This window comes from Roseibium sp. JB4-4, from assembly GCF_055693425.1.
Map to the genome: position 1 here is coordinate 290,640 of NZ_CM146333.1, position 12,165 is coordinate 302,804.

Here is a 12,165-nt window from a genome sequence, read left to right on the forward strand (position 1 = left end):
TGTTAAAGGGTCGGCTCTTTTTCATTTGCGTTCAACAAACCGCAAAAGGCATCGCGTCAGCGTTCAATCGCCACGCAGATAAATCTCGCTCAAGATTTTGGATGTATCGCTAAGCCTTTGGAAATATTGGTGAGCCGACAGGGGTTCGAACCCTGGACCTACTGATTAAAAGTCAGTTGCTCTACCAGCTGAGCTATCGGCTCTCACCAATTTCCGGTGCAACAACACGGTTCGCTATGGTCGCCACCGCGTTGGTGGCGTGTGTTTAGGCCGACAAAGAGGACATTGCAAGAGGCAATTTCGATTTTTTCAACAGCCTCGAAAAAAACATAACGAATGCTGTTTGAACGCTGAATAAACGCCCATGAGAACTCAAGCGTGAAAGAAAAATCAAATAAAAAAATCTATTAGTAGCGATGAAAAATTGAATATACAGCTATTCATTTCAAATACATTTTAAATGCTAATCAAATAGATTCAAATTTAAGAAAATAATGATCATTCTCCTGCAAAAACTGTCAGGTGGCGCAATAAAGCTTTGTGGGGTAACGTCTTTGGGCACTTGAGAGGTTACATGCAATCAACAACGATGGACACACACACGAGCTCGGTGGAGTTCGATTTCGTGAAAGGGCACATCGCGGCAACGATGACCCTCATTCACGGACTGATTGATCAGGGCTTGATAGACAGGCAACAGCTGGATGCGTTTTTCGCATCCTTCGTGGGTGATCTTCCACATAGCCGTGAGACGCTGGGTTTGAGACTGATACTTGATCAGTGGCGCCAGGGTTTGAGGGACGGTGCCGATCAGGAGACCCTGGAAGGACAGCTGTTCGAAGTCATAAACGGAGGGAAGGCAAACTAGACGTGTGGATATGACCGGCCTTGGGTTGGGGGCCGGAGCATGTTCATTCAGGCAGAAGTCTGAGTTCAAACGGGCGCTTGAGCGCCTTTTTTGTTGTCTGTGACAAACTGCTTCTGTCCAGCGGAACCAGGCAAGGTGAACTGGTCAGAAACCTTTTGATTTGGTATTCGTTGCCCGGCAATACGGTGCGAGCATGTCGAGGAGATGGGTTTATTTTTTTATTTCTTCAAAATCTGGGTCAGGAACGGGATTCCGGTCATCTTGTCTTGCCGTTGTTACACTCGCGCTTGCTTTAAGCACGGCCACTAGCTCCGCCTTGAGCGACGATCAGTATTTCGTCACGATCGGCACGGCCGGAGTAACTGGGGTCTACTACCCTTCTGGTGGAGCGACTTGCAGGATTGTCAATCTGGGCCGACACGATCATGGTGTCAGGTGCTCGGCTGAAACCACGCTTGGGTCTATCTCCAACATTGATCAGTTGAGGGAAGGGAACCTTGATTTTGGCTACGTTCAATCGGATTGGGCACACCACGCCTATCACGGGAGTTCCATCTTCGCGTCATCGGTACCTTTCGATGATCTCCGGACCGTTTTCTCGCTGCATCCGGAAGTCGCCACTGTCGTTGTGAAGCGAAGTTCAGGGTACGAGAAGTTCGATGATCTAAAGGGCGCCCGGATCAATGTCGGAAGCAGCGGATCCGGTTCCGCGGCTTCCTGGTCTGCCATTATTCGCAGGATCGGTTGGACAGATGAAGACCAAGGCAATCTTTCAAACCTGAAGACATCCCAACTGGCCGACGCGCTCTGTTCTGACACCATCGATGCATATTTCGTACTTATCGGTCATCCGGCAGCGTTGATTGAAGAAACGCAGCAGCAATGCGGCGTCAGGCTACTCGGTATTGAGAGTTCTGCAGTCGATGCGATCCTTCAACAGTCTCCATATTACAGAAGGGCCGACATACCTGCTGATACCTATGGCAATGAAACTGCGATCGAATCGTTCGGCGTTGTTGCGACCTTTATGACATCGGCAAAGATGCCGGATGAAATCGTTGAAACTCTTGTGAAGGCGGTTTACGAGAACTTTGAAGGTTTCAAGGAGTTGCACCCGGCACTTGGTGCCTTGAGTTCTGGCAATATGACTGACTTTGGCGCAGCGGCACCGCTACATCCTGGCGCATTGCGCTTTTTTCAGGAACAGGGCTTATTGCCTTGAAAATTGACATCGGCTGACTGAGATGAGGCACCTCGCTAAAAGGTGAGCGGCTTTTGTCTTTTTGCAAGCAGTCAGTGCAGTTAAACAGGTTTGTAGACAACAACCCGGCTACGGTCGGACCTCAATCCAAACTAAGCCGGAAATTTAGATGATCCAGGATGTGACAATTGTTGGCGCCGCATTGGCAGGTGTCCTGTCATTCGTCTCTCCATGCGTGCTGCCTCTGGTGCCTCCTTATCTCGGTTTTCTTGCTGGCGTTTCGCTTGAAGAACTCACAGGCGAGGACGACGACAAGCATGCTGCTACCCGGCGCGTATTCTTCAGCGCGTTGATTTTCGTGCTGGGGTTTTCAACCGTATTTGTCTTGCTGGGTGCAACGGCAAGTTTTCTTGGCCAGTTCATCCGGGCCTATCTTGACTATCTCGGGTACATCGCTGGCGTTGCGATCATCATCATGGGTCTCCACTTTCTCGGGGTGTTTCGAATAGGTCTTCTTTATCGAGAAGCGCGAGTCCACGTCGACAGGAAGCCCGCAGGTCCGTTGGGCGCTTATGTCATCGGCCTTGCTTTCGGATTTGGCTGGACGCCGTGTGTCGGTCCGATCCTTGCTGCGATCCTGTTTGTGGCAGGCACTGAGGATACCGTCGGTCAAGGTGCGCTTCTGCTGAGTGCTTATGCGGTCGGGCTGGGCGTTCCGTTTCTGATTGCAGCCCTTTTCGCGGGTCCGTTCCTGAATTTCATGAAACGTTTCCGCAAGCACATGGGGGCGGTGGAAAAAACCATGGGTGGTGTGCTTGTTTTGACCGGGGTGCTGTTTTTGACCGGGCAAATGGCCGTATTCTCATATTGGCTGCTGGAGACATTTCCAGCGTTCCAGTATATTGGATAGCAAGGCAAAGCATTGGAACTGAGTTAGCGAAGCCGTCAAACCGAGACCGGTACTTGCCGAGGCACAAAGCACACCTGCAGTCTTTAGAATGCGGTGTCCCTGAATTCAGCCGCAGCAATCAAGGGTTCGCCTGCATAAAGGGCAGGGTGGCACAGGCTGGTCACGTCCAGCAGATGCAGGCAGGCAACAGCTGCGTCGGCAGCATTTCCAAAGGGTCCGACGAGAAGGGCGATACCACCCTCAGTGCCTTGCCTGTTCATGAGAAGCGGGCGAAGATCACGCATGCGTTCTTCGTTCTGTTCCTTGAAATCGGCCCAGGCCTTGGCAGCAGAAGCGATGTTTCTGTAGTGACCGATCACGGCCCCAAAATCACTGCGTTTGATCTGATTTTCTCCACCTCCACGCAACCGTCCCGCTGCACTGGAGGGAGAAATGACCGCAGGTTTGGCTCGAGTTTGGGTCGGGTTTGCGTCGAATGGCTCAGCCGGAGGCGTTATTTGCTCCGGCAGTGTGTCAACGGCTTGCGCTGGTATTGAACCCGTCACGATTGGGTCAGGGCCGACCTGAGGCAATTGCACGATCTCGTACAGGTTCCTGGTTTGCTTCATCTGTGACAAATTCGCCGGGCGTTTTGCCTTTGGGGGTGTAGATGGCGATTCTACGCGGCGGGACGTTTTTCTGTGTAGTGTCCCGTTTGTTCCCGGCCAACATTTCTATTCCGGTATTGATTTGTTGGGTGACACTCGGATCGTCTGCGACCGCTGTCTGGGACGCAATTGAGTTTTGCCGGTCAGGTTTCGCTCTGGTAATCACCACACCCGGTGCGGGTTCAATGCTCGCGTCACCTCGCGTTATTGGGTTTGCTGCGTCCGACAGCTTTGCGACCGCCACCTGCTTCTCTAGAGCCGCTATTCGGCGAGAATAGGCCACATTCTGTTCGGTCAATGCACTGAGCCTTCGGCGCAGCCCAACAATTTCGCGTTGAAGAACTTCAATCTGGCTTTGGTTCAGATTGACCGCATCAAAATCCAGTCTGTTGTGCGGTACTTGGAGGATTTCGACGGGGATGCGTCCAGTTGCAGGGGTCGACGCAGTCGTCTCGATATCACCCGCGGGCGGCAAAACCAGGCCGGAAGTTACCAGTGAACCCGAAGAACGATTTGGAGTGTCGCCACCGAATTGGTAGGACGCAACTCCAATTGTTCCCATGATAACTGCAATAAAAGCCCAGGAAAGCAGCCCAACACGAGAAGGCGTGAAGGTTTCACGGATGGTATCCCTGAGTGTTTTTTGTTCCTGAGGCTTTGCCAATTACCCGGTTTCCCGATCGCGAATATCGAATCTCACAGAAGATAGCGTATCAGGTGCTAATTATGGTTAACGGACGGCAAACGGAAATGGGGCTTAAGTCAGATCTTTCAATGTTCTGTGGATCGGGGCATATAAAGACCGATTCCACCTGATCGACACATGCTTTCGAAAATGGAACTTCCATGACAACGCGCAGCTGCCTTTCAATTGTCCTTGCCGCCGGCCTTGGTACACGCATGAAGTCCGATCTGCCAAAAGTGATGCATGAGATCGGCGGCCTGCCGATGGTTGGACATGTCTTGAAGGTGTTGAAACAAGCCGGCTCGGACAGAATTTCGGTGGTCACCGGCCCTGACATGCCGCAGCTTGAGGAGCTTGTTTACCGACTTGCGCCGACAGCGCGTTGTTATGTTCAACATGACAGGCTTGGAACGGCACATGCTGCCTTATCGGCAAAGCCTGCATTGGAGATCGAGGCCGACGATGTAGTGGTCGTATTCGGCGACACACCACTGGTGACAGCTTCGACGATCATGAAAGTCCGTCAGGCTCTGCAATCAGGCGCAGATGTCGCCGTTCTCGGCTTCAGGTCTGCAAATCCATTTGGATATGGCCGTTTGCTCATCAAAGACGGGCAGTTGACTGCCATTCGCGAGGAAAAGGACGCGAGTGAGGAAGAGCGAAAGATCACGGTATGTAACTCAGGCATAATGGGTTTTGCAGGTCAGCATGCCTTGTCTCTGATGGAAGCTATCGGAAACGAAAATGCAAAAAACGAGTTTTACCTCACAGACGCGGTTGAAGTTGCAAACGCGCGCGGTTTGAAAGTTGTGGCGGTGACTGGTTCAGAAACAGAAACACAAGGGATCAACACGCGTCTTCAACTAGCATCTTGCGAAGCCGACTTTCAGAAGAGAATGCGCATGGACGCGCTCGAAAAGGGGTGCACGCTCGTTGCGCCACACACAGTGTTCTTTTCACACGACACGAACCTCGAACCTGGGGTCACGGTGGAACAGAATGTCGTTTTTGCCGCCGGTGTAAAAGTGGCGAAAGGCGCGAAAATCAGGGCATTCAGTCATCTGGAAGGTGCCACCGTGGGAGCTGACAGCATTGTCGGGCCCTATGCTCGCCTGCGTCCCGGAGCTGTGCTTGGATCAGATACGCGTGTCGGAAATTTTGTTGAAGTGAAGAACGCAACATTCGGTTCCGGCGCAAAGGCAAATCACCTCAGTTACATCGGGGATGCCAGTGTCGGATCAAAGTCAAATATAGGCGCTGGTACAATAACGTGTAACTACGATGGTTACCTCAAACACAGAACCGAAGTTGGTGCTGGCAGTTTTGTCGGATCCAACTCAACACTTGTTGCACCAATCAAACTCGGTAACGGAGCTTTTGTGTCGGCTGGAAGCGTGATCACCAACGATGTTTCGAGAGATTCGCTTGTCTTCGGACGGTCGAAGCAAATCGAGAAGACCGGACGAGCGAAGAAGCTTCGAGAAAAATTGCAGGCTGAGAAGGACTCAAAAGCCTGACGTTTTCCAGGCTTTGGGCAAAATCTTGTCACGTTCTGAAACAGGGTTTGATTTCAGTCCCCAAGGCTCTGTCGTCTAAAGCAATGCGATCAGACAAATCAGGTTTTTAAGGCATTCTTCATGTGTGGCATTGTCGGCGTTTTGGGTAATATTGAAGCTGCTCCCAGGATCATTGATTCCCTGAAAAGGCTTGAATATCGCGGCTATGATTCTGCCGGTGTGGCGACGCTGGTCGATGGCAAGATCGTGCGGCGCCGTGCAGAAGGAAAGCTGCGCAATTTGGAAAGCTCTCTCGAAAACGCGCCTCTATCTGGTACGTCCGGGATAGGGCACACGCGTTGGGCAACACATGGAGCGCCAACCGTCTCAAATGCTCATCCCCATCAGGCAGGTTCTGTCACCGTTGTGCACAATGGCATTATTGAAAACTATTTCGACTTGAGGGACGAAATAGTTGGCGCCGGAGCCATTCTGGATACTGAAACCGACACGGAAGTCGTCGCCCACCTTATCAATATTGCAATGGCGAAAGGACTGTCTCCCCAAGACGCCGTTGCTGGCATGCTGCCAAGATTGAAGGGAGCCTTTGCCCTCGCACTTCTTTTTGAAGGTGAAGGGAACCTTATGATTGGTGCGCGCAAAGGATCGCCATTGGCCATTGGCCATGGTGAAGGGGAAATGTTTTTAGGGTCCGACGCGATTGCGCTTTCACCCTTCACAGATCGCATCACTTATCTGGAAGAGGGTGACTGGGCGGTTGTAACCCGTTCCGGTGCCGAGATTTATGACCAGGACAACCACAAAGTTGTTCGCCCTGAAGCCAGGTCTTCAGTGACGTCCAGCCTTATGGACAAGGGAAATTACAAGCATTTTATGGCTAAGGAAATTCACGAACAGCCAGAAGTGCTTGGTCACACATTGTCTCGGTACTTTGATTATTCCGCAAACGCGGCGAAAGTTGACGGTTCGCAAGCACTCAATTTCAAGGATCTTTCCAGGCTCATTGTTACGGCTTGCGGGACCGCATATCTGGCTGGACTTGTTGCCAAATACTGGTTTGAGAAATACGCACGTCTTCCAGTTGAAATCGATATCGCGAGTGAGTTTCGATACCGGGAAACGCCCGTTGGTGCGATGGATACAGCACTCTTCATCTCGCAATCCGGTGAAACGGCCGACACGTTGGCATCGCTGCGTTATTGCAAAGAGCACGGGGCAGCAATCGGTGCAATCGTCAATGTTCCTGAAAGCACGATCGCGCGTGAGGCTGACATGGTTTTCCCGACAATCGCAGGTCCGGAAATTGGCGTGGCGTCGACAAAGGCCTTCACCTGCCAACTTGCAGTTCTTGCCGCGCTCGCACTTCAGGCTGGCCGTGAGCGAGGGGTGCTTTCAGCCGAACGTGAACGTTCACTTGTTGCTGAACTGACGGAGGTGCCAAGCCTGGCACTGAAGGCGCTTGGTTTGGAAGCCGATATTGAGAAGCTCTCGCAACCTCTGTCGAAAGCCAACAACGCGCTCTATCTCGGCCGGGCCACGAATTTCCCTCTTGCGCTGGAAGGCGCGCTCAAACTCAAGGAGCTCTCGTATATCCACGCTGAAGGCTACGCGGCAGGTGAATTGAAGCATGGACCGATCGCGTTGATCGACGAGAATATGCCTGTCTTCGTCATTGCTCCCTATGACGGAATTTACGAGAAAACGGTCTCCAACATGCAGGAAGTTGCCGCGCGGGGCGGCAATATTGTGCTCCTCACAGACCAACGCGGCGCACGGGAATGCGGGAACGCGGCCCAAAACACTGTCGTTCTTCCGGATATGTCGGATATTGTTGCACCAATCATTTATGCCTTGCCTGTTCAGCTTATTGCCTATCACACCGCGGTTTTCATGGGCACGGATGTCGACCAACCTCGAAACCTCGCAAAATCTGTGACCGTGGAATAGCCAATGTCTTCATCTCAAGAACCAAAAATAACCCATTTCGAGGAGCGTTTTCGGCAAGAGGTCATCAGCCTTTGGGAGAAGTGCGGGCTGACGAGGGCCTGGAATGACCCCGACAAAGATATCGACCGGAAGCTGTCTGACCGGAATGGCGCATTTTTCGTGATGCTTTTGGGTGATCAGGTCATCGGTTCCGTGATGGCCAGTTACGATGGTCATCGAGGCTCAATCTATTACCTAAGCGTGGAGCCGGGTCATCAATCCTCTGGTCTCGGCAAATTGCTGATGGAACATTGCGAAGCGTTTTTGGAAGCACTTGGATGCCCGAAAATCAATCTGTTCGTGCGCCGAGGAAACGAGCATGTCCTGAAGTTTTATGAGAAACTTGGATATATTGAAGATAAGGCAGTTCCGCTCGGAAAGCGGCTCATTCCAGACAATTGATTTCATTCATGCTTCTGACTGCTCTTCAACCTGCTGTGGTTTTGGGCCCGAAGGTCGGCTTAGCACATAGGCCGCGCAACCGATCATGAAGAGGCCGACCAGGATTGCCAGCCAGGCCGATGGCTGGGCGGTGTAGAAAAACATGCCATAGCCAAAACTCATGCCTGCAACGGCAATCGCCTTGGATTTACGGCCTATAGCGCCATGTTCCCGCCAGGCAACCACCGGCGGGCCGAAAACCGGATGACTTAAGATCCTGGTTTCAAGCGCGGGAGAGGACCGTGCAAAACAGGCAGCCGCAAGAATAAAGAAGATCGTGCTTGGAAGGAGCGGCAGAAATGCACCGACAATTCCGAGGCCAACACAACCGGTTCCCAAAAGTTTGAACGTGGCTCGCCGCAACGCTGCCTCCGAATTCGGCAATTTTGGCGTATATCGCCGAAAAATAAATCAAGCGAAGCATACCGCCTTGCGATAATGATGCTTATCTAAGTGACGTCACACGGAATGGCGAGCACAAAAGGAAAGTCAGTCGGTTTTATTCATGACCAGGCACAAAGATAATTCAGATGATCCGCACAAGATAGGTCATAGACCAGGTGCGGCAACTCGCCTGCGAAACTACTTCCTGACAGGCCTGGTTATTACAGGACCGATTGGTATCACGCTATGGTTGACCTGGACCTTCATCAAATGGGTCGACGGCTGGGTAAAGCCGTTTGTGCCCAGGATCTACAATCCTGAAACATATCTGCCGTTTCCTGTTCCCGGGTTTGGCCTCATTGTTGCGATTTTCGTCTTGACTATTGTTGGCTTTCTGGCTGCCAATTTTCTTGGGCGCAGTTTGATCTCAGTCGGTGAAAGTCTGCTGGGCCGAATGCCGTTGGTTCGCAATATTTACAGCGGGTTAAAGCAAATTTTTGAGACAGTACTTGATGAGCGTGGAAATAGTTTTACCAAGGCGGCTTTGATCGAATATCCACGTAAGGGACTATGGGCGATCGCGTTTATTTCCACGGAAACCAAGGGTGAAGTTGAAAGGCGGTTGAAAGGCAAGGCCGACACAATGTCAGTCTTCTTGCCGACAACGCCCAATCCGACGTCCGGTTTTCTGCTTTTCGTTCCAAAGGAAGACATTGTCGAGCTGTCCATGAGTGTCGAGGAGGCCGCCAAACTGGTGATATCAGCCGGTCTTGTCAGCCCCGACTATCCTGAAATTCTGGAAGACGTCATTGCAGACCCTGAAAAGTTGAAGCAGATCCGGGAACGGGAGGATGCCTGACTAGCCGGCTCTCAAAAGCCGGATTGCCGCGTCCCTTCCAAAAAGGTAGAGCAGGGCACGCAAGGCTTGGCCACGCGTGGTCTCAAGCTCGGGATCCATTTCAAGAATTAGTCTCGCGTCGTCTCGAGCGACTTCCATCAAATCTGCATGCTCGTCAGCTCTGGCGATCCGGAAGCCAGGCGTTCCGGATTGCCTTGTGCCGAGGATTTCTCCACCACCGCGTAGCTTCAGGTCTTCTTCAGCGATTAGGAAACCATCGTTGGTTTCCCGCATGATGTTGAGCCGTGCACCTGCGGTTTCACCGAGCGGACCTTTATAGAGAAGTACACATGAGGAGGCTTTGTCTCCGCGGCCGACGCGACCTCTGAGCTGGTGCAATTGAGCAAGCCCGAAACGCTCGGCATGTTCAATGACGATAATCGTGGCATCGGGGACATCGACCCCAACCTCTATGACAGTGGTTGCCACGAGTATTTTGGTTGCACCGGATTTGAAATCCGTCATTGCAGCGTCTTTCTCATCCGCTGTCATGCGGCCGTGGACGAGCGACACGCGTTGATTCAGAAAATCCTCCAGAACACGGTGCCTGTCTTCTACGGCAGCCAGGTCGATTTTCTCGGATTCTTCAACAAGCGGACAGACCCAATAGACTTTTTGGCCTTCAGACACAGCAGCGCCGACGCGGCCAATGATTTCATCAAGGCGATCCAGAGAGACAGACACGGTTTTGACCGGTTTTCGGCCTGCTGGTTTGTCCGTCAGTCTTGAGACATCCATGTCACCGAAGCCGGTGAGTACGAGAGTTCTCGGAATGGGTGTCGCGGTCATGACGAGTACATCTACGCCTTGGCCCTTGGCTGACAGGGCTAGTCGCTGATGAACTCCAAAGCGGTGTTGTTCATCAACCACGACCATTCCAAGGTCTTTGAAGGTAACGTTACCCTGGAAAAGGGCATGGGTGCCGACAACAAGATCGATTTCTCCCCGGTCCAGTTGTTCCTGTCTCAGACGTCTTTCTTTCTGACTGTCCTTGCCGGTTATCAGTGCAAGTCGGATCCCGGATTTCTCACACAATGGGGCCATTGAACTGAGATGCTGCCGTGCCAGGATTTCAGTTGGCGCCATGAGAGCACCTTGCGCACCCGTTTCGATAACCTGAGCCAAAGCTGCCAAGGCCACTACAGTCTTGCCGGCACCGACATCACCTTGAAGGAGACGAAGCATTCTTATGGGTTCTGAAAGGTCGGCGTTGATTTCCTTGATAGCCTGTTCCTGGCTGTCGGTTAGTCGGAAAGGCAAAGAACCAATGACGGCGGCCTGCAATCTTCCTTCTGGCATTCGTGAGACGCCGCCGAGCGTACGCATGTGCTTGCGAACCATAGCGAGCGCGAGCTGGCTGGCCAGAAGCTCGTCATAGGCAAGCCTTTGCATATAAGCTGACTGCGGGTCCAGATCCTGCCGCTCTTCAGGTGCGTGAAGAGCCCTGAGCGCATCATTAAAGTCCGGCCAGCCGGTTTTTTGCAAATAGGCTTGGTCAAGCCATTCTGGCAGGTGCGGGACCTTGTCTGTTGCGGCCTTCATTGCTTTTTGAAGCGTTTTCGCGGCGACCCCGGCTGTTAAAGGATAGACTGGCTCAATGGGAGGCATCTGTTCGGCTTCGTCAGGTGCCAGAGAATAGTCGGGGTGGACCATCTGTGGCTTGTCCTGAAACCACTCGACCTTTCCGGATACGATCCGTCTTTCGCCTTCGGGATAGTTCTTTTCCAACCAGTCTCTTCGGGGATGAAAGAAGACGAAGCTGATTTGCCCTGTCGCGTCGAATGCTGTGATCTTGTATGGTGCCTTGGAATGACGGGGCGGTGCTGCATGCCTGCCGATAGTGACGTCCAGCGTAACGATATCTCCATTTTCGGAATAGGCGATTCCGGGCCTGTGGCGTCTGTCTATCAAGCTGTGAGGTATGTGAAACAGGAGGTCTGCAACGGTCGCATCGCGATCCGGCTGTGATCCGACCAATCCGGACAAAAGCTTTGCGATTTTCGGTCCGATGCCAGGCAATGTGGAAACTGGTGCAAATAGTGGGTCGAGAACCGGAGGGCGCATTTTATTGGTCAAATACCTCGTTTGCAGTCGGTCTTTTCGCGACCTGACGACTGTTCTGGCATGAAGGGCGACTGTTTCGCAACAAATAGAACATTCTGAGAACTCAGGCGCTGACAAGTCGCCCCACCAACGTTATATATCCGCGACCAATTTCTTCAGCCCGATGCAATTCAGCAGATCTGCGATGCAACACGGTCCGCAGCACGGATCATTATCTTGAAGGCCAGCCATGACAGACGCTTCCAGCACTCCCGGATCTCAGAGCCCTGCGAAAGGTGTAGTCAGAGATGCCCGCCGCAAGAAGGTTCTATTTCGCTGCTGGCACCGCGGTATGAAAGAGATGGATCTGCTACTCGGAGGCTTTGCGGACGCTGAGATAGACGGTCTCAACGAAAAAGAAATGCTGGAACTGGAACATTTGCTTACAGCACATGATCAAGACCTCTACGCCTGGATGACTGGTCGCAAACCTCTGCCTCAGGAGTGGAATGGACCACTTTATCGCCGAATAATCGCTTATCACAAAAAAGCCGGTCCGGCCGGCTTTTCGAAATAGACTTCTAA

Annotated in this window: 12 protein-coding genes and 1 tRNA gene; 8 read left to right on the top strand and 5 right to left on the bottom strand. The window is 52.2% G+C overall.

The features are described 5' to 3' along the window. Window positions 1-127 precede the first annotated feature (127 nt). Window positions 128-203: transfer RNA gene (locus ACZ1HV_RS01370), tRNA-Lys, on the bottom strand. A 371-nt stretch (window positions 204-574) separates the two neighbouring features. On the opposite strand from ACZ1HV_RS01370, the gene ACZ1HV_RS01375 reads away from it, so the two are divergent. From ACZ1HV_RS01375 to ACZ1HV_RS01385, 3 genes are all read left to right on the top strand, one after another. Beyond that, on the top strand, window positions 575-868 hold the full coding sequence (locus ACZ1HV_RS01375) for a hypothetical protein (RefSeq protein WP_152501642.1): 294 nt from the start codon (window positions 575-577) through the stop codon (window positions 866-868). 193 nt (window positions 869-1,061) lie between these two features. Beyond that, the gene (locus ACZ1HV_RS01380; RefSeq protein WP_472717081.1) at window positions 1,062-2,090 is read left to right on the top strand and encodes a TAXI family TRAP transporter solute-binding subunit; all 1,029 of its coding nucleotides are present in this window, start codon (window positions 1,062-1,064) and stop codon (window positions 2,088-2,090) included. A 148-nt stretch (window positions 2,091-2,238) separates the two neighbouring features. Then, on the top strand, window positions 2,239-2,979 hold the full coding sequence (locus tag ACZ1HV_RS01385; protein ID WP_298821931.1) for a cytochrome c biogenesis CcdA family protein: 741 nt from the start codon (window positions 2,239-2,241) through the stop codon (window positions 2,977-2,979). 83 nt (window positions 2,980-3,062) lie between these two features. Here ACZ1HV_RS01385 and ACZ1HV_RS01390 read toward each other — a convergent pair whose 3' ends face one another. Together ACZ1HV_RS01390 and ACZ1HV_RS01395 are read right to left on the bottom strand one after the other, a co-directional pair. Further along, complete coding sequence (locus ACZ1HV_RS01390) at window positions 3,063-3,587, bottom strand: hypothetical protein (RefSeq protein WP_472717082.1); 525 nt, start codon at window positions 3,585-3,587, stop codon at window positions 3,063-3,065. Beyond that, window positions 3,532-4,290, bottom strand: a complete 759-nt coding sequence (locus tag ACZ1HV_RS01395) for a hypothetical protein (RefSeq protein WP_472717083.1) — start codon at window positions 4,288-4,290, stop codon at window positions 3,532-3,534. Before ACZ1HV_RS01395 ends, ACZ1HV_RS01390 begins: the two co-directional genes overlap by 56 nt. A gap of 182 nt (window positions 4,291-4,472) precedes the next feature. Here ACZ1HV_RS01395 and glmU point away from each other — a divergent pair, with 182 nt between their 5' ends. The 3 genes from glmU (at window position 4,473) to ACZ1HV_RS01410 (ending at window position 8,216) form a co-directional block, all read left to right on the top strand. Next, on the top strand, window positions 4,473-5,828 hold the full coding sequence (gene glmU, locus ACZ1HV_RS01400) for a bifunctional UDP-N-acetylglucosamine diphosphorylase/glucosamine-1-phosphate N-acetyltransferase GlmU (RefSeq protein WP_472717084.1): 1,356 nt from the start codon (window positions 4,473-4,475) through the stop codon (window positions 5,826-5,828). A gap of 120 nt (window positions 5,829-5,948) precedes the next feature. Continuing rightward, window positions 5,949-7,775 carry a glutamine--fructose-6-phosphate transaminase (isomerizing) gene (glmS, locus tag ACZ1HV_RS01405; protein WP_472717085.1) on the top strand — a complete coding sequence of 609 codons (1,827 nt, stop codon included), beginning with the start codon at window positions 5,949-5,951 and terminating at the stop codon, window positions 7,773-7,775. Between the two features lie 3 nt (window positions 7,776-7,778). Then, the gene (locus ACZ1HV_RS01410; RefSeq protein WP_472717086.1) at window positions 7,779-8,216 is read left to right on the top strand and encodes a GNAT family acetyltransferase; all 438 of its coding nucleotides are present in this window, start codon (window positions 7,779-7,781) and stop codon (window positions 8,214-8,216) included. 6 nt (window positions 8,217-8,222) lie between these two features. Here the strand turns inward: ACZ1HV_RS01410 and ACZ1HV_RS01415 are convergent, their stop codons facing one another. Then, the gene (locus ACZ1HV_RS01415; protein WP_472717087.1) at window positions 8,223-8,618 is read right to left on the bottom strand and encodes a YbaN family protein; all 396 of its coding nucleotides are present in this window, start codon (window positions 8,616-8,618) and stop codon (window positions 8,223-8,225) included. A gap of 142 nt (window positions 8,619-8,760) precedes the next feature. On the opposite strand from ACZ1HV_RS01415, the gene ACZ1HV_RS01420 reads away from it, so the two are divergent. Beyond that, on the top strand, window positions 8,761-9,498 hold the full coding sequence (locus tag ACZ1HV_RS01420) for a DUF502 domain-containing protein (protein ID WP_152501649.1): 738 nt from the start codon (window positions 8,761-8,763) through the stop codon (window positions 9,496-9,498). Here the strand turns inward: ACZ1HV_RS01420 and recG are convergent, their stop codons facing one another. After that, window positions 9,499-11,601 carry an ATP-dependent DNA helicase RecG gene (gene recG / locus ACZ1HV_RS01425; protein WP_472717088.1) on the bottom strand — a complete coding sequence of 701 codons (2,103 nt, stop codon included), beginning with the start codon at window positions 11,599-11,601 and terminating at the stop codon, window positions 9,499-9,501. It lies immediately after the preceding gene. A 229-nt stretch (window positions 11,602-11,830) separates the two neighbouring features. Here recG and ACZ1HV_RS01430 point away from each other — a divergent pair, with 229 nt between their 5' ends. Further along, a complete protein-coding gene (locus ACZ1HV_RS01430; RefSeq protein ID WP_472717089.1) occupies window positions 11,831-12,157 on the top strand; it encodes an FAD assembly factor SdhE in 327 nt (108 codons plus the stop codon). The last annotated feature ends 8 nt before the right edge of the window (window positions 12,158-12,165 follow it).

Bases quoted from the DNA above. Each gene is read 5' to 3' on its own strand.
- ACZ1HV_RS01375 (WP_152501642.1), top strand. From the start codon at position 575: ATGCAATCAACAACGATGGACACACACACGAGCTCGGTGGAGTTCGAT.
- ACZ1HV_RS01380 (WP_472717081.1), top strand. From the start codon at position 1,062: ATGTCGAGGAGATGGGTTTATTTTTTTATTTCTTCAAAATCTGGGTCA.
- ACZ1HV_RS01385 (WP_298821931.1), top strand. From the start codon at position 2,239: ATGATCCAGGATGTGACAATTGTTGGCGCCGCATTGGCAGGTGTCCTG.
- ACZ1HV_RS01390 (WP_472717082.1), bottom strand. From the start codon at position 3,587: ATGAAGCAAACCAGGAACCTGTACGAGATCGTGCAATTGCCTCAGGTC.
- glmU (WP_472717084.1), top strand. From the start codon at position 4,473: ATGACAACGCGCAGCTGCCTTTCAATTGTCCTTGCCGCCGGCCTTGGT.
- glmS (WP_472717085.1), top strand. From the start codon at position 5,949: ATGTGTGGCATTGTCGGCGTTTTGGGTAATATTGAAGCTGCTCCCAGG.
- ACZ1HV_RS01410 (WP_472717086.1), top strand. From the start codon at position 7,779: ATGTCTTCATCTCAAGAACCAAAAATAACCCATTTCGAGGAGCGTTTT.
- ACZ1HV_RS01420 (WP_152501649.1), top strand. From the start codon at position 8,761: ATGACCAGGCACAAAGATAATTCAGATGATCCGCACAAGATAGGTCAT.
- recG (WP_472717088.1), bottom strand. From the start codon at position 11,601: ATGCGCCCTCCGGTTCTCGACCCACTATTTGCACCAGTTTCCACATTG.
- ACZ1HV_RS01430 (WP_472717089.1), top strand. From the start codon at position 11,831: ATGACAGACGCTTCCAGCACTCCCGGATCTCAGAGCCCTGCGAAAGGT.